The organism is Actinoplanes sp. NPDC023936, assembly GCF_040639325.1.
In the GTDB taxonomy this organism is placed as follows: domain Bacteria; phylum Actinomycetota; class Actinomycetes; order Mycobacteriales; family Micromonosporaceae; genus Actinoplanes.
On the sequence record NZ_JBEZZR010000011.1, the window covers coordinates 154,370 to 168,972 of the forward strand.

Genomic DNA, 14,603 nt, shown 5'->3' on the forward strand with positions numbered 1-14,603 from the left:
TTCGTCGGGGGAAGTGAGGACGAATCAGAGGTGTTCCGGGACGCCCGATCGGTTGCCCGGGGTGCGGTGTGACGGTGGTCACGCCCGCTGATCCGATAGCGTGGTCGCGATGACTCGAGACCTGCACGCGGCCCGTGACCTCGCCGCCTCGCTGGCGGTTCGCGCCGGACGGCTGCAACTGGAACGACGCGACACCCTGACGATGGGCGCGCCCAAGGCGCACGCCAACGACGTGGTCTCCGATGTCGACATCGCCAGTGAGCGCCTGATCGTCGACGCGATCATCGAGGCGTGGCCGGACGACGCGATCCAGGCCGAGGAGGGGAACGGCCGGGAGGGTTCGAGCGGCTGGTCGTGGGTCATCGATCCGCTGGACGGCACCCGGAACTACGTGAGCCGGACCGGTCCGTGGTCGGTCTGCGTCGCGCTGTACCAGGATGACAAGGCGCGGATGGCGGTCGTGCACGATCCGGCCGCGGACGAGACGTTCACCGCTGTCGACGGCGGCGGGGCGTTCCTGAACGGCGAGCCGATCGCGGCGTCGAGTGGCCCGCCGCTGGCCGAGGCGCTGATCGGGGTCAGCTTCCAGCCCAATCCGCGTACCAAGGAGCGGGCCGGCCGGGTGATCCGGGAGCTGCTGCCGCTCTCCGGTGACATCCGCCGGGTGCCGGCCGCGCTGAACCTGGTCTACCTGGCGGCCGGCCGGCTGGACGGCGGGCTGGCCCTGGACACGAAGCTGTGGGACATCGCGGCCGGCGCGCTGATCGCGCGCGAGGCCGGGGTGGTGCTCGGCGGGCAGGGCCCGGATTTCTCCACCGAGCTGACGATCGGCGCGGCGCCGGCGCTGTGGGACGCGTTCGCCGAGCGGGTCCGCGCGGTCGCCTAGGTCTCGTCGATCCGCTCGTCACCCGCCCGGGTCGCCGTCGTGGCGTCGCCGGCCAGCAGAGGGGTGCCGACGGGTTCCTCGAGCAGCCACTGACCGTGCCCCTGGTGCGCCAGCAGGAACGTGCCGTCCTGCGGCTCGGCCAGCGGCGGCCGGTTGACCCAGGATCCCCGGAGTGTCACCGGGGGAGCCTCCGCGGCCGTCCCGGCCCGGCTTCCGCCCAGCGACGCGCTCAACGCCCGGCCCGGCTTCCGCCCAGCGACGCGCTCAACGCCCGGCCCGGCTTCCGCCCAGCGACGCGCTCAATGCCCGGCCCGTATTGTCCACCATGGACCGATCCTATCGTCCCAGCCCGCCGGGGATCAGTTGGTGTCGAGGACCCGGCCGTCGGGGCCGGTGCAGGTGTACGTCGTCGTGGTCTCGGTGTAGGACGAGGACCCGCCGTTGCCGGTGCTGTACGGGATGCTGACGGTCCCGGTCCGGGAGCTGATCGTCCCGCCCTGCTCGCGGCACCAGGACTCCCATCGCTCCTGGTCCCGGGCGGCGGCCGGGGCGGCCAGGGCGATGAACACGGCGACGGCGGCCAGCAGCGCGTAGATTGGCCAGTAGTCGTACAGGTGGTAACGCATCGACAGCTATTATGCCCCTGGCGCGGGCTGCCCGGCTGTGAGACCGGCGGCTCGGGCGGCGTGCGCGGCCCGGCCGAGGGCGTCGCGTTCGGGCAGGCCGAGGGTTCGGGCGAGCGCTGCCACGTCGTCGAACTCCGGTGTTGCCTGGACGATCAGCCCGCCCGTGTGACCGACTTTGATCGGTACGGGATGCCCGGCCACGTCCACTGTCACGAAGATCCGGTCCATCGCGGTCTTGGTGCGGGCCGAACCCCGTACCCCCAAGGTTGTTGTGGTCCGGAAGATCTGGGATCGGACCGCGGCGGCGGTGGCGGGGGAGCAGAGGGCGGCCAGCGTGTGGGCCGGGCGTCCCTTCTTCATCAGGATCGGGGTCAGCCAGGCGTCGTCCGCGCCGGCGTCCAGCAGGGCGGTGAGCACGCCGGGCCACAGGCGCGGGTCGAGATCGTCGACGTTGGCCTCCAGCAGGACGCAGGTGTCCGGTGGCGTGGCGGCCCGTTGGCCGAGCAGGGCTCGGACCACGTTCGGGCGGCCGGGTGTGTCGCGGGTTCCGGCGCCGACGCCGACCGCGGAGAGCGTGAGAGCGGGCAGGTCCTCGCAGGTGGTGGCGAGGGTGCGCAGCAGGGCCATGCCGGTGGGAGTGGCGAGCTCGCCGCTGCCGTGCGAGCCGGTGCCGTGTGAGGCGGTCCCGCCGGAGCTCACCTGCCAGCCGCGGGAGAGTTCGGCGACGGCGGGCGCCGGCACCGGGAGCAGACCGTGCGCGGACCGGACCGTGCCGGATCCGAGCGACACGGCGCCGGCCGAGACGCCGGTGACCCCGAGCGCGTCGATCGCCGCGCAGACGCCGACCACGTCCGCGATCGCGTCGAGCGCGCCGACCTCGTGGAAGTGCACGTCGGCGGGATCGACGCCGTGGACCGCCGCTTCGGCGTGCGCGAGCCGCGCGAAAACCTCTGCGGCGGCCACCGGGACCGAGCCGGACGCAGCCGCCCGCGACGCGCGGTCCAGCATGCCGCTGATGTCGCGCCACGTGCGATGCGGCTGCTCGGCGGCGAGCGCCGTGACCTCGACCTTGCGGGCACGCAGCCCACCCCGCCGCACCTCAGCAGCGCTGATCCGCACCGCGCCGGGCAACACCGCGTCCACCGCCGCCTGGATCCGGTCGAGCGGCGCCCCGGCGTCGTGCAGCGCCCCGAGCAGCATGTCCCCGGCGATTCCCGCCGACGCGTCGATCCAGAGGTGGGTCATCGGGCGGCCGTGATCTGGGCGGCCAGGTGCCCGGCCCCGTACCCGTTGTCGATGTTGACCACCGCGACGCCGGGTGCGCAGGCGTTCAGCATGGTCAGCAGGGGTGCGACGCCGCCGAACGCGGCGCCGTAGCCGACCGACGTCGGTACCGCGACGACCGGTGCGGAGACCAGGCCGGCGACCACGCCGGGCAGCGCGCCGTCCATGCCGGCGGCGACGACTATCGCGTGTGCGGCGCGCAGAGCGGGCAGGTGGCCGAGGATCCGATGCAGGCCGGCCACGCCGACGTCGGCGATCAGGTCGGCGTCGCGTCCCAGGTACCGGGCGGTGAGCAGGGCTTCCCTGGCCACCGGCAGGTCGGAGGTGCCGGCCGCGACGACGAGCACCGGTCCGCCTGACGGCGGGGGCGGCGTCGGGGGCCAGGCCAGCAGCCCGGCGCCGGCATCGTGGTGGGCTTCGGGCAATTGCTGGAGTACGGCCGAAGCATGCTCACCGGAGGCCCGGGTGAACAGGGTGGTCACGTCGGGCCGGTCGCGCACCGTGGCGGCGATGGCGGCGGTCTGCGCGGGAGTCTTCCCCGCGCAGTAGACGGCCTCGGGATAGCCCCGCCGAGCGGCCCGTTCCAGGTCCAGGTCGTGCTCAAGCACCGGCCACCTCGACACTCGAAGAAGCGACGAGCGGGAGGGTGAACGCGCCGGACTGGATGCCGGCGAGGTCGACGGCGGCGAACCGGAAACCGGCGGCGGTGACGGCCGCGTGCACGGCGGTGCGCAGCGGCTCGGTGACGGCGTGGACCAGCTCGCCGGCCGGGAGCTCGATGCGGGCGACGGGGCCGTGATGGCGTACCCGCAGATCGGTGAAACCCAGCCGGCGCAGGGCCGCCTCGGCCCGTTCCACCTGGTCCAGTTTGTCCGCCGTGACGTCGGTGAAATGCGGGATCCGGGAGGCCAGGCACGGCGACGCCGGCTTGTCGGCGCAGGCCAGGCCCAGCTCACGGGCGATCCGGCGGACGTCGGCCTTGGTCAGGCCCAGGTCGGCGAGCGGCCGCATCACCCGGTGGGCGGTGGCGGCGCGGCTGCCGGGGCGGTCCGGGCGGCGGGTGTCGTCGGCGTTCTCCCCGTAGGCGATCGCGTCGAACTCCTCGGGCAGATCGCCGATCGTGGCGAAGAGCTCGTCCTTGCAGTGGAAGCAGCGGTCCGGGCCGTTGGCGCGGTATCCGGGCCGGTCCATCTCCCGGGTCGTCACCTCGATGACCGGCACGCCCAGGTCACCGGCGACAGCGTGTGCGGCGGCCCGCTCACCGGCCGCGAGGCTGGGGGAGACGCCGAGCAGGGCCACCACCCGGTCCGGGCCGAGGGCGCGGGCCGCGAGGGCGAGCAGAACCGACGAGTCGACGCCGCCGGAGAAGGCGACGCCGAGCCGGTCCACGCCGGTGAGCAGGTCGCCCAGGCGGGTCGTCACATCGTTCATCGGCTCATTGCAAGTCGCAGCTCACCGGGCTGGCAAGCGGTTGCCAAATGTTGCGCCCGGGATTAGCGTTCCGGCCAGCGACGCGGGAGGGCGGATGGCTGAGGGACGCGCGCCGACGATCTACGACGTGGCGAAGGCGGCCGGGGTGGCGGCGTCGACGGTGTCGCGCGCGTTCGCCCGGCCGGGGCGGGTCAACGCGGAGACCGCCGAGCGGATCCGGCAGGTCGCCGCCGAGCTGGGGTACCGGGCGAACCCGCTGGCACGGGCGCTGCCGACCGGCCGTACCTCGATGATCGCCTTCGTGGTCGCGGACGTGAGCAACCCGTTCCACAACGAGATCATCCGGGGCGCGCAGACCGCGTGCGCCGACGCCGGGTACTCCATGCTGCTCGCCGACGCCCAGGAGTCCGGCCTGCGCGAACGCGAGCTTCTGGACCGGGCCATGTCGACCGTCGAGGGGATCGTCCTGGCGACCTCGCGGATGCCCGACTCGGCGATCCGGATGATCGCCAAGCAGAAGCCGACGGTGGTGCTGAACCGGGTGCTCGGGGACGTGCCGAGCGTGGTGACCGACAACCCGCGCGGGATGCGGCGGGCGGCGGAGCACCTCGGTGAGTTGGGGCATGAGCGGATCACGTACGTGGCCGGGCCGGAGGCCTCCTGGGCGGACGGCACCCGCTGGCGTGCGCTGCGCGAGGCCGGCCTGGAGCTGGAGTTGCAGGTCCGCCGGGTCGGGCCGTTCGAGCCGACCGTGGCCGGCGGGGCGCGGGCGGCCGCCGAACTGGGGCGGCATCCGACGTCGGCGGTGATCGCCTACAACGACCTGATGGCGATCGGGCTGATCCAGGCGCTGACCACGCGGGGCGTCCGGGTGCCGCACGAGGTCAGCGTTGTCGGCTTCGACAACATCTTCGTGTCCGAGCTGGTCACCCCGGCGCTGACCACGGTGGCCGCTCCGCTGAACGCGATGGGGCACACCGCCGTCGGCAACCTGCTCGCGATGATCCGGGGCGCGACCCCGCGCACCGCCGAGCCGGTCACCCTGCCGTCGCTGCTGGTGGTGCGCGGGTCGACGGCTCATCGCAGGCGGAACAGGACCTCGCCGGCGTTCGGCACCACGAACGCGGCCGGGTCGGCGAGGTCGACCGACGCGGGATCGAGGTAGTCGAGGTTCGCGCCGCGGACCACGTGCTCGTCGATGCCGGTGGCGAGGGTGACGGTGACGCGTGGCCGTTCGCCGCCGACCGGGTCCCAGGTGCCGGCGCCGCGCAGGTGGGTGGAGTGGGCGAGCACGCCCCAGTGCTGGTCGCGGAACCTGTCCCACTGCTTGAGGAAGTAGTCGCGGCAGTGGTAGCCGATCGTCTCGATCTCCGGGTGCATGGCGGAGATCGTGGTGATGTGCGGGGCGTAGACGATGACCCGGCCGCCGTCGGCGACGATGGGTTCGAGCTTGTAGAAGCCCTTGGCGCCGGTCCACATGTCGTCGTACTTCTCCGGGACGATCGAGATGACAGTGTGGACCGGCGCGTCGAGATAGCGGACGTGGGTCTCGGCCGACACGTCGGCGCACGCCGCCCACGCCTGCTCCGGCTCGCCGAACGACATCGCGTGCAGAGCGCCGGTTCCGGACTGGACGACCAGGCAGAGCGCGAGACGCCGGGACGGGATCAGCCCGGCGGCGGCGTCGATCAGGGCTCGCACGGGAGTGATTCCCCGCGTACCGATGATGGAAGCGCTGGTGATGAGCGCGCCGAGCCAGTGCGAGAAGTCGATGATCTCCGGTCCGGCGACGCCGGGGACGAAGTACTTGTTGCCGCCGGAGAACCCGACCACCTCGTGCGGGAAGACCGGGCCGATCACCAGGCACACGTCGTGCTCGACGACCGCGCGGTTGAGCACCACGTCGACGTCCTGCGCCATCCGGCCCTCGGAGAGTTCGGCCACCCGCGCCGCCGGGATGGTGCCGATCGAGGTGAGCGCGGACGGTTCCCACCATTCGTGGTTGCGCACGGTGAAGCCCGGATAGGGTCCGCCGAGGTGGTCCCGCAGCTGCGCGTCGGTCATCGGCGCGTGGGTGCCGAGCGCGATCAGCACGGTGACGGCGGCGGCCCGGCCGTGCAGCGCCTCGTGCAGGGCGCTCATCAGCATCGGCAGCGGGCAGCTGCGGGTGGCGTCGGGCACGATCACACAGATCCGGCGGCCGTCGAGGTCCTCGCCGGACAGCTGAGCGGCGACGAAGGCCCGCACGGACTCGTCGCCGAGGATGTCGCGGGCGCTTCCGATGGTGCGTGTCATCGTCGCACCGTGCCGCGCGCGGCAGGCCGGGAGCAAGGGCACGGTGCAACAGGTGGCAACCGCTTGCCATCGCTCTGATCGGCGTCAACGCTCGACGCCATGCTGCTGACTCTGCATCCGGACCGGCTGTTTCCGGCCGACCGGGAGACCCGGGCCGTCGCTCGCGCGCTCTACGAGACGGTCCGGGACCTGCCGATCATCTCGCCGCACGGGCACGTCGATCCCGGCATGCTGCGCGACGACACCCCGTTCGCCGATCCGGTGTCGCTGCTGGTCCAGCCCGACCACTACGTCACGAGGCTGCTGCACGCCGGGGGCGTACCGCTGGAGGATCTCGGGGTGGGCGAGGGGCCCCTGCCGGAGGCGCGGGCGCGGAAGGCCTGGCAGGCGGTCTGCGCGAACTGGCACCTGTTCCGCGGAACGCCCGTGCGGTACTGGCTGGAGACCGAGCTCGCCGAGATCTTCGGCGTCACCGAGCAGCCTTCCCAGATCAACAGCTTGACTTTGTACGATCAAATAGCCGCCCAGCTCAGCGAGGACAGTCACCGGCCACGCGCGTTACTGGCGACCTTCCGCATCGACTTCCTGGCCACCACCGACGACCCGGCCGACGACCTGACCGCCCACGCGGCGCTCGCCGCCTCCCAGGACGCCCGGATCGTCCCGACCTTCCGTCCCGACCGCTACCTCGAACCGTTCGCCGCAGGGTGGGCAGAAGCGGTCAAACACCTCGGCGAGGTGGCGGACACCGACATCGGCGACCACCACGGCTTCGTGGCCGCCCTGGAACAGCGGCGCCGGCACTTCATCGCCCACGGCGCGGTCTCCGCCGACCACAGCCACGCCGACGTCGTCGCCGCGCCGCTACCGCCCGCCGACGCCGCCCGGATCTACGCGAGCGCCCTGAACGGGGAGGTCACCGAGGCCGAGGCGACCGCCTTCCGCCGGCACATGATGTTCGAGATGGCCCGGATGTCCTGCGACGACGGCCTGGTCATGACCCTGCACCCGGCGATCGCCCGCAATCACCACGCCCCGACGTCCGAACGGTTCGGCCCGGACACCGGCCACGACATCCCGGTCACCGCCGAGTTCACCCGGGCGCTGCGGCCCCTGCTGAACAGATTCGGCACCCACCCCGGCTTCCACCTGGTGCTGTTCACCACGGACGCCACCGTCTACAGCCGGGAGATCGCGCCGCTGGCCGGTTTCTACCCCTCGGTCTACGCCGGTGTGCCGTGGTGGTTCCTGGACAACCCGTCAGCGATCCGTGACTTCCAGCGCGCGGTCACCGAGATCGCCGGGTTCAGCCGCCTCTCCGGCTTCATCGACGACACCCGCGCGCTGTGCAGCATCCCGGCCCGGCACGACATGGCGCGCCGCCTCGACGCCGGCCACCTCGCCGAACTCGTCCGCGCGCACCGGCTCAGCGAGGAGGAGGCCGCCGCTACCCTGGTCGACCTGGTGACCACCCAGCCCCGGAAGGTCTTCAAGCTGTGAGCCGGATGCTGCACCTCGGGCTGGGCAACTTCTTCCGGGCGCATCAGGCCTGGTACACGGCCGCGGCGGGGGACGGCTGGGACATCACCGCGTTCACCGGCCGCTCCCCGGGGATGGCGGATCTGCTGAACGCGCAGGACTGCCGGTACACGCTGATCACTCGCGGTCCGGCCGGCGACGAGGCCGCCGTGCTGCGGCTGGCCGCCGCCCATGCCGGTGACGACCGGGACGCCTGGCTGCGGGAATGGACTCGGCCGGAACTCGCGGTGGTGACGTTGACGGTCACCGAGGCCGCGTATGCGGCGTCGGGGCGTCGCGGGGCGGTGGGTTCCGGGGCGGTGGGTTCCGGGACGGTGGGTTCCGGGACGGTGGGTTCCGGGGTGGCGGGTTCTGGCGTGGCGGGTTCCGGGGCGGTGGATCTTGGATCTGTGCCGGTGCGGCTGGCTGCCGGGCTTGCTGCCCGGCGTGCTGCGGGCGGCGGGCCGGTCGCGATCGTCAGCTGCGACAACCTGCCCGCCAACGGGTCGGTCACCGCTTCGGTGGTGACCGAGGCCGCTGATCCCGGGCTGCGCCGGTGGATCGATGGCAACGTGTCGTTCGTGACGACCATGGTCGACCGGATCACCCCGGCGACCACTGACGACGACCGGCGGGCCGCCGCCGCGCTGACCGGCTGGGCCGATCAGGCGCCGGTCGTCACCGAGCCGTACGCGGAATGGGTGCTCAGCGGCGACTTCCCGGCCGGGCGGCCGGCGTGGGAGAACGCCGGTGCCCGCTTCGTCGCCGACGTCTCCGCGTATGAGCAGCGGAAACTGTGGATGCTCAACGGCGGGCACACGATCCTGGCCTACGCCGGCAGTCTGCGCGGCCACGTGACGGTGGCGGACGCGGTGGCCGACCCCTACTGCCGGTCGCTGCTCGATCAGTGGTGGGACGAGGCGTCCGCCGGGTTGCCGGACGGGCCCTCCTACCGGGCCAGCCTTGTCGAACGGTGGAGCAACGCCCGCATCGAGCACCGCCTCGCGCAGATCGCCGCCGACGGCAGCATGAAGATCCCGATCCGGATCGTGCCGGTGCTGCTGCGGGCCCGTGCGGCGGGTCGGATGCCGGAGCCGGGTGTGCAGGTCCTCGCCGCGTGGATCCGGCATCTGCGAGGGGAGTCCGTGCCGGTCGCCGACGCCGGAGCCGGACCGTTCGCGGCCGCGGCCGGCGCCGGTGAGCCGGCGGGGGTGCTGCGGCGTCTCGACGAGCGGCTCGGCGCCGACCGGGACCTGGTCGCGGCCGTCTCCGATGCGCTGTGATGCCGCCGCCGCGCGAGGTGATGATCGGCATCGACGCCGGCACCACCGCCGTGAAGGCGGCCGCGCTGTCGCTGGGCACCAGTGGGGCGGTGCGGCTGCTTGTCGGAGAGACCGTTTCTGATCGGCTGTTCAGGTATGCGCTGACGGAGGATCTGTGGGTTGTCGGCGGGGCGGTGAGCAATGGGGGATCGGTCGTCCGGTGGGCCGCTGACGTTTTCGGGGGCTTGGATGAATCGGGGGGCGCTGGCGCTTGCCGCTGCTGTTCCGGCGGGCAGTGAGGGGCTGGTGATGGTGCCGTATTTGCTGGCCCAGCGGGCGCCGCTGTGGGATCCGGGGTTGCCGGGCGCCTATTTCGGGGTGCGTCGGGCGCATCGGCCCGGGCTGGCTGATCAACAACGCCGCTCGGGGCCCGCGAAGCGTCAAAGATCGAGGGCTCGACGTGGATGAGGTCGCACACAACGCCATCGTGGTCCCGCCTACGCCATAGCCGTGACGCCGGCACACGGACGGCTTCGGTGTGCTCTCATCCACGCTGGCGCGGGCTTCGGTGCGCTCCTGTCCGCGTTCCGCGACCGGATCGTGTGCCTCAACCTCGTTCCGGCTGCAACCGCGAGCAAACAGCGGGCATAACGAGCGACACATCGATGTCGCGGAAGGCGATGGGCTCACGCGACTCCTGTTCGCATGCGCTGGCCGCCCGCCGAAGAACGCCCTCTCGTCGGCAGGTCCGGGTGTTCGCTGATGGGGGCTGATACGAGCCGCCAGCAGTGCGAACCTCGTATCGTCCATCGGCTAACGTCGTTCGGATGCCGACCCCAGTGCGATATCGCTCGGAGGAAGAGGACAGCGGCCGGTGGATCGACTTTCCGTTCCGCCGGGGTGACATCGTCATCAGCACCCGGTCGAAGTGCGGCACGACCTGGATGCAGATGATCTGTGCGCTGCTGATCTTCCAGACCGCTGATCTTCCCGCGCCGCTGGCGAGCCTGTCGCCCTGGCTCGACTGGCTGACCAGCCCTCGGGAGCGGGTCTACGACCAGCTCGCCGCCCAGCGGCATCGGCGCTTCATCAAGACTCACACACCGCTGGACGGGATTCCTGTCGAGCCCGACGTGGCGTACATCGTGGTGGCTCGTCATCCGCTGGACATGGCGGTGTCGCTGTACCACCAGGGCGACAACATCGACCGGGAACGGCTGCGCCGGCTCACCGGTCGCCCGCTCTCCGGTGAAGCGCCTTCGGCGCGGCCCGACCTGCGCACCTGGCTGACGCGATGGACCGAGAGCACCAGTGATCCGCGCACGGCGCTGGACTCGCTCCCCGGTGTCATGTGGCACCTGACCGACGCCTGGCGGCGGCGGGCCGAGCCGAACGTGCTCCTGGTGCACTACGACGATCTCCAGGCCGACCTGCCGGGGCAGATGCGCTCGATCGCCGCCCGGCTGGACATCACCGTGCCCGGGGAACGGTGGGCGGAGCTGGTGCGGGCCGCCACGTTCGGTGCGATGCGCGAGCGGGCCTCCGACCTGGTGCCTGACGCCGGCGGTGTGCTCAAGGACGCGCGGGCGTTCTTCCGGCAGGGGCGATCGGGGAGCGGGGCGGCCTGCTTGAGCGCCGAGGAGCTCGACCGCTACCACGAGCGGGCCGCTGCGATGGCGCCTGCGGACCTGCTCGCCTGGCTGCACCGGGAGCGGTGACGGGCGACGGGGGGAGGCCGGCGCGACCTCCCCCCGTCACTGTGCGTCTACGGTTGGAGGAGTACCGAGTTGTACGGCGTGTAGTTGTAGTCGCCGTAGGTTCCCGGGGTCTGCGCCCCGCCGCATCCGGTGCCGTTGTAGCCGGTGCAGTTGCGGGCGATCGCCCCACCGGTCTGGTTGTTGAAGAACCGCTTGACGCCGTACTGGCCGCTCAGGTTGTGCGCGCCGTAGGTGTAGAACTTCAGCGACGGCCGGCCGTTGTTCCAACCGGCGTTCGGGTAGATGCACACGTAGCCGGACGGACAGCCCTGGATGGTGCCCGCCGCCTGTGCCGCTGTGGCGTTCGGCAGCAGCGCTCCCGCCGATGCCACGGTCGCGACCGCCAGCATGCCGGCAGCCCTCTTCATAGCATTCATGACAAACCTTCCTGGGTACGGGTGGACGGGCCCCCCTATCACCATGAGTGGCCCGTCGGATGTGTGGCCGGATGTGTCGCCCTCGGCGAGCGGCCATCTCGATGCTGTGCCGGGCGGCGTGAAAGCGACAACGGCGATCTGTCCCCGGGAGCCGGCTACCTGTCTGTCGCCGACAGAAGCGGTCCTTATAGTGAGAGCAATCGATGGGTTGGGGGACGCGTGGACGAGCCGCTGGACCCGTGGTGGCAGGAGGCGCACCAGGCGGCGCAGTTGCTCGCCTCGGCCGTCGGCGCGGCGGCAGCTCGCGCCGGCCGGGACGGCTCCTACACGCCGCCGCCGGGTTCCCCGCCCGGGCGTCGCCGCCGGCAACCGGCGTCACTGCGGCACCTCGCGGAAGTCATCCACGCCCACCGGATGGCACCCGGCTTCTCCATCGACAAGGACATCGTCGCCGCCGTGCTCGCCGGCGACCTGCGCCACATCACCAACCCGGCGGCCGTGGTCGCGGTGGCCCGGGCGGCACACCACATCGGCGGCATGCCCTTCAGCCGCGACGATGCGCAGCGCCTGACCGTCGCGTGCGAACACGTCGCCGCACTCGTTGCCGCTGCCGAGAACGCGGACCGTGCGGCGCCGGACCGGGTGCCCGCCGTGCCGCTCGGTGGCGCCCGTACCCCGGAGGTCCCGGAGACCACGTCGGCACCTCCGGTGATCGACGCCTACTTCACGGCCCGGCGCCCTGCTCGCCTGGCCGCCCGCCTTCCGGTCCGCGGCCGAGTTCTGGCCGGCGCGATCGCCGCAGCGGTCCTGGTCGGCGGCGGGATAACGCTCGCAGCGGTGCTCCGCGCCGGTGACGCGGACCGTAGCAGCTCCGCGGCGAATCAGGCCTCCACCGCGGTAACCGACAGCGACTGCCGGCTCGGCGCCGCCGGCAACGACATCATCATGGAGACCGCGACCGTGTTCGACGACGAGGCGGCCACCCGGCTCGACCCCACCCTCGACTTCGACGAGATGAACGGCTCGGCCCGCTACGCCCGCCACGACGGCCGTACCTATTACTGGGGCCGCGCCGGCTCCGACGACGCCACCCCGCGTTCGGGCGGCGCCCGGGTCCGCTGGAAGACCCCGGACGGCCCTTGGCACAGCTGCGCCACGTCGCTCGCCGTCACCGAGCGCGGTTACGTGCATACCCCTGCCGTCGCCACCACGATCGGGGGCCAGGCCGTCGTCGTCCAGGTCTGCCTGTGGCGCGACACCCCGTCCCGGGAGAACTGCCTGGCGGAGATCTCCACCGGCTGACCGGGGAGCGAGGCGATCGCGTCGAGGGCGGTCTCATGCGTCGCTCGGCGCGGGTTCCCACCCGGTTTGTGATCGATACGCAGTGCCACGTCGCCGAGCGCCCGGCGCAGCGCGGCGCCCGTTTCGGTGAAGCGTGCCGACCAGGCCGGGTCATGATCGACGATCCGGATCACCCGCCCGCCGGCGGCATCGACGTCCGTACCCATCGCGCCATCGTACGGGCGCCGGCAGCGGCGGCCGGGCCGGTCGAGCATCGCACGGCTCAGCGCACCGTCGAACCTGCCGAACGGTGAGGCATGGCGAGGCAGTGGCGTATGCGAGGACAGCGGTTCAGCGGGCCGGGGTGGGCCGGATACCTGTCGGGTGTCGGTGTGCTGATTCTGGTCGGGGTGGTCGCTTACCTCGGTGTCGGTGCGGCTCTGGCTCCGCGACAGTCGATCGACCGCACGCATCAGACCCTGGCTCTGCTGTCCGAGGTACGGAACGGACTGGACGACGCCCAGCGCGGGGAGCAGGGTTTCGCGCTCACCGCCGACGAGCACTACCTGCAGCCCTACACCGAGGCGGCGGCGCAGCTGCCGGCCTCGCTCGCGGCGCTCCGGAGCAGCATCGGCACCGCGCAGCCGGAGACTGTCGACGCGCTGGACGCGGCGGCGACCGGCGCTATGCAGGACCTGGGGACGGCGGTCTCCATGATGCGTGCGAACGGGGCCAAGTCGGTCAGTCCGGCCGTGCTCGGCACGGCCGGCACCGAGTTGCTCGCGAACGCTCACCAGCACCTCGACGTGCTGGAGGGCGAGCAGGTCGCGGGGCTGCGCGCCCAGCAGCAGCGTGCCGCCGACGAGACCGCGGCGGCCACCGCGGCGGTCGCCGGGGTCGTGCTGTTCGGGATCGTGCTGCTCACCGCGCGGGCCTGGTGGAGTGCCCGTTCGGCGGCCCGGCGCGGGTCTGCGGCCACGACGGCCGGGACGGTTCCGGCCGCGGGCGTCGGCCCGGTCGCGCCGGCCGGCGCGGATGAGTTGTGGCACGCCCCGCTGCGCGTCCTGCTGGCCGAGGACGAGCAGGTCAACCAGCAGGTGGCCGAGTTCATGCTGGGCAAACTGGGGCACCGGGTGGACACGGTCGCCAACGGCCTGGAGGCCGTCCAGGCGCTGCGCGCCACGGAGTACGACGTGGTGCTGATGGACGTGCAGATGCCGGTGCTCGACGGCCTGGACGCCACCCGGCTGATCCGCGCGGACCTGCCGGCCGACCGGCAGCCGCACATCATCGCGATGACCGCCAGCGTGCTGGTCGAGGACCGGACCGCGTGCCGTGCCGCCGGCATGAACGACTACCTGTCGAAGCCGGTCCGGCTGCCCGAGCTGACCGCCGCGCTGACTCCGCTGCTGCGCACCGGTTCCGGTGAGCTGGCGGCCGGTACCGTGGCGGACTCCCCGGTGGGCGGCGGCGATCGGGGCGCGGACATCCGGGCGCGGATGGTCGACATCAGCGACGGGGAACCGAGCGGGGCGGAGCGGCAGTTGCTGGCCCGGCTGCTGACGTCGTTCACCCGGCGGATGCCGGGCGGGATCACCGAGCTCGCCGACCACATCACCGCCGGGGACGTCACCGCCGTCCAGCACCAGGCGCACGCCCTGAAGGGGTCCGCGACGAACATCGGCGTCACCGGTCTCGCGCACCTGTTCGCCGAGGTGGAGGCGAACGCTCGCGTCGGTCACCTGCCGTCCGGGCCGGACACGGTCCGGGCGATCCGGGCCGAGTTCGGGCTCGCCGCCCCGGTCTGCGACGACATCGCCCAGGAGCTCGTGGCGGCCGGCTGACAGCCGTACCGACCGGGAGGGCTGGAGCGGCGGCCCCGCGCG

Annotated in this window: 16 protein-coding genes; 9 read left to right on the plus strand and 7 right to left on the minus strand. The window is 72.5% G+C overall.

All coding sequences use genetic code 11. The features are described from left to right. Positions 1 to 109 precede the first annotated feature (109 nt). Complete coding sequence (locus AB0F72_RS17380; protein ID WP_360431652.1) at positions 110 to 886, plus strand: inositol monophosphatase family protein; 777 nt, start codon at positions 110 to 112, stop codon at positions 884 to 886. Here the strand turns inward: AB0F72_RS17380 and AB0F72_RS17385 are convergent. The 5 genes from AB0F72_RS17385 to larE form a co-directional block, all read right to left on the minus strand. Next, the gene (locus AB0F72_RS17385; protein WP_360431655.1) at positions 883 to 1,065 is read right to left on the minus strand and encodes a hypothetical protein; all 183 of its coding nucleotides are present in this window, start codon (positions 1,063 to 1,065) and stop codon (positions 883 to 885) included. The genes AB0F72_RS17380 and AB0F72_RS17385 overlap by 4 nt on opposite strands. Before the next feature lie 180 nt (positions 1,066 to 1,245). Then, positions 1,246 to 1,512 carry a hypothetical protein gene (locus tag AB0F72_RS17390; protein WP_360431658.1) on the minus strand — a complete coding sequence of 89 codons (267 nt, stop codon included), beginning with the start codon at positions 1,510 to 1,512 and terminating at the stop codon, positions 1,246 to 1,248. Positions 1,513 to 1,521: 9 nt separating this feature from the next. Continuing rightward, positions 1,522 to 2,757: a nickel pincer cofactor biosynthesis protein LarC gene (gene larC / locus AB0F72_RS17395; protein WP_360431661.1), complete on the minus strand. Its 1,236-nt coding sequence runs from the start codon at positions 2,755 to 2,757 to the stop codon at positions 1,522 to 1,524. Further along, positions 2,754 to 3,404 carry a nickel pincer cofactor biosynthesis protein LarB gene (gene larB / locus AB0F72_RS17400; RefSeq protein ID WP_360431664.1) on the minus strand — a complete coding sequence of 217 codons (651 nt, stop codon included), beginning with the start codon at positions 3,402 to 3,404 and terminating at the stop codon, positions 2,754 to 2,756. The genes larC and larB overlap by 4 nt, the downstream gene beginning before the upstream one ends. Further along, positions 3,397 to 4,227, minus strand: coding sequence for an ATP-dependent sacrificial sulfur transferase LarE (gene larE / locus AB0F72_RS17405; protein WP_360431667.1), 831 nt, complete (start codon positions 4,225 to 4,227; stop codon positions 3,397 to 3,399). The genes larB and larE overlap by 8 nt, the downstream gene beginning before the upstream one ends. A 94-nt stretch (positions 4,228 to 4,321) precedes the next feature. Here larE and AB0F72_RS17410 point away from each other — a divergent pair, with 94 nt between their 5' ends. Beyond that, the gene (locus tag AB0F72_RS17410; RefSeq protein WP_360431669.1) at positions 4,322 to 5,392 is read left to right on the plus strand and encodes a LacI family DNA-binding transcriptional regulator; all 1,071 of its coding nucleotides are present in this window, start codon (positions 4,322 to 4,324) and stop codon (positions 5,390 to 5,392) included. Here the strand turns inward: AB0F72_RS17410 and AB0F72_RS17415 are convergent. Beyond that, on the minus strand, positions 5,305 to 6,522 hold the full coding sequence (locus AB0F72_RS17415) for a lactate racemase domain-containing protein (RefSeq protein ID WP_360431672.1): 1,218 nt from the start codon (positions 6,520 to 6,522) through the stop codon (positions 5,305 to 5,307). The genes AB0F72_RS17410 and AB0F72_RS17415 overlap by 88 nt on opposite strands. 99 nt (positions 6,523 to 6,621) lie before the next feature. On the opposite strand from AB0F72_RS17415, the gene uxaC reads away from it, so the two are divergent. The 4 genes from uxaC to AB0F72_RS17435 all read left to right on the plus strand — a co-directional run bounded on the left by uxaC (position 6,622) and on the right by AB0F72_RS17435 (position 11,020). After that, the gene (uxaC, locus tag AB0F72_RS17420; RefSeq protein ID WP_360431675.1) at positions 6,622 to 8,022 is read left to right on the plus strand and encodes a glucuronate isomerase; all 1,401 of its coding nucleotides are present in this window, start codon (positions 6,622 to 6,624) and stop codon (positions 8,020 to 8,022) included. A gap of 5 nt (positions 8,023 to 8,027) precedes the next feature. Beyond that, positions 8,028 to 9,323: a mannitol dehydrogenase family protein gene (locus AB0F72_RS17425; protein WP_360431832.1), complete on the plus strand. Its 1,296-nt coding sequence runs from the start codon at positions 8,028 to 8,030 to the stop codon at positions 9,321 to 9,323. After that, a complete protein-coding gene (locus tag AB0F72_RS17430; RefSeq protein ID WP_360431678.1) occupies positions 9,323 to 9,601 on the plus strand; it encodes a hypothetical protein in 279 nt (92 codons plus the stop codon). The genes AB0F72_RS17425 and AB0F72_RS17430 overlap by 1 nt, the downstream gene beginning before the upstream one ends. A 528-nt stretch (positions 9,602 to 10,129) precedes the next feature. Beyond that, entirely contained in the window at positions 10,130 to 11,020 is an 891-nt protein-coding gene (locus AB0F72_RS17435) for a sulfotransferase domain-containing protein (protein ID WP_360431681.1), read from the plus strand. Positions 11,021 to 11,067: 47 nt separating this feature from the next. On the opposite strand, the gene AB0F72_RS17440 is transcribed toward AB0F72_RS17435, so the two are convergent. Further along, complete coding sequence (locus AB0F72_RS17440) at positions 11,068 to 11,427, minus strand: hypothetical protein (RefSeq protein ID WP_360431684.1); 360 nt, start codon at positions 11,425 to 11,427, stop codon at positions 11,068 to 11,070. A 228-nt stretch (positions 11,428 to 11,655) separates the two neighbouring features. Here AB0F72_RS17440 and AB0F72_RS17445 point away from each other — a divergent pair, with 228 nt between their 5' ends. From AB0F72_RS17445 to AB0F72_RS17455, 3 genes are read left to right on the plus strand one after another with little or no spacing between them, the layout of a single operon-like run. After that, positions 11,656 to 12,738, plus strand: coding sequence for a hypothetical protein (locus AB0F72_RS17445; protein WP_360431687.1), 1,083 nt, complete (start codon positions 11,656 to 11,658; stop codon positions 12,736 to 12,738). 35 nt (positions 12,739 to 12,773) lie between these two features. Next, the gene (locus tag AB0F72_RS17450; protein ID WP_360431690.1) at positions 12,774 to 13,031 is read left to right on the plus strand and encodes a hypothetical protein; all 258 of its coding nucleotides are present in this window, start codon (positions 12,774 to 12,776) and stop codon (positions 13,029 to 13,031) included. 21 nt (positions 13,032 to 13,052) lie between these two features. Beyond that, on the plus strand, positions 13,053 to 14,561 hold the full coding sequence (locus AB0F72_RS17455; RefSeq protein ID WP_360431693.1) for a response regulator: 1,509 nt from the start codon (positions 13,053 to 13,055) through the stop codon (positions 14,559 to 14,561). Positions 14,562 to 14,603: the final 42 nt, after the last annotated feature.

Coding starts and splice junctions, on each gene's coding strand:
- AB0F72_RS17380 (WP_360431652.1), top strand. CDS start 110: ATGACTCGAGACCTGCACGCGGCCCGTGACCTCGCCGCCTCGCTGGCG.
- AB0F72_RS17390 (WP_360431658.1), bottom strand. CDS start 1,512: ATGCGTTACCACCTGTACGACTACTGGCCAATCTACGCGCTGCTGGCC.
- larC (WP_360431661.1), bottom strand. CDS start 2,757: ATGACCCACCTCTGGATCGACGCGTCGGCGGGAATCGCCGGGGACATG.
- larE (WP_360431667.1), bottom strand. CDS start 4,227: ATGAACGATGTGACGACCCGCCTGGGCGACCTGCTCACCGGCGTGGAC.
- AB0F72_RS17410 (WP_360431669.1), top strand. CDS start 4,322: ATGGCTGAGGGACGCGCGCCGACGATCTACGACGTGGCGAAGGCGGCC.
- AB0F72_RS17415 (WP_360431672.1), bottom strand. CDS start 6,522: ATGACACGCACCATCGGAAGCGCCCGCGACATCCTCGGCGACGAGTCC.
- uxaC (WP_360431675.1), top strand. CDS start 6,622: ATGCTGCTGACTCTGCATCCGGACCGGCTGTTTCCGGCCGACCGGGAG.
- AB0F72_RS17425 (WP_360431832.1), top strand. CDS start 8,028: ATGCTGCACCTCGGGCTGGGCAACTTCTTCCGGGCGCATCAGGCCTGG.
- AB0F72_RS17430 (WP_360431678.1), top strand. CDS start 9,323: ATGCCGCCGCCGCGCGAGGTGATGATCGGCATCGACGCCGGCACCACC.
- AB0F72_RS17435 (WP_360431681.1), top strand. CDS start 10,130: ATGCCGACCCCAGTGCGATATCGCTCGGAGGAAGAGGACAGCGGCCGG.
- AB0F72_RS17440 (WP_360431684.1), bottom strand. CDS start 11,427: ATGAAGAGGGCTGCCGGCATGCTGGCGGTCGCGACCGTGGCATCGGCG.
- AB0F72_RS17450 (WP_360431690.1), top strand. CDS start 12,774: ATGCGTCGCTCGGCGCGGGTTCCCACCCGGTTTGTGATCGATACGCAG.
- AB0F72_RS17455 (WP_360431693.1), top strand. CDS start 13,053: ATGCGAGGACAGCGGTTCAGCGGGCCGGGGTGGGCCGGATACCTGTCG.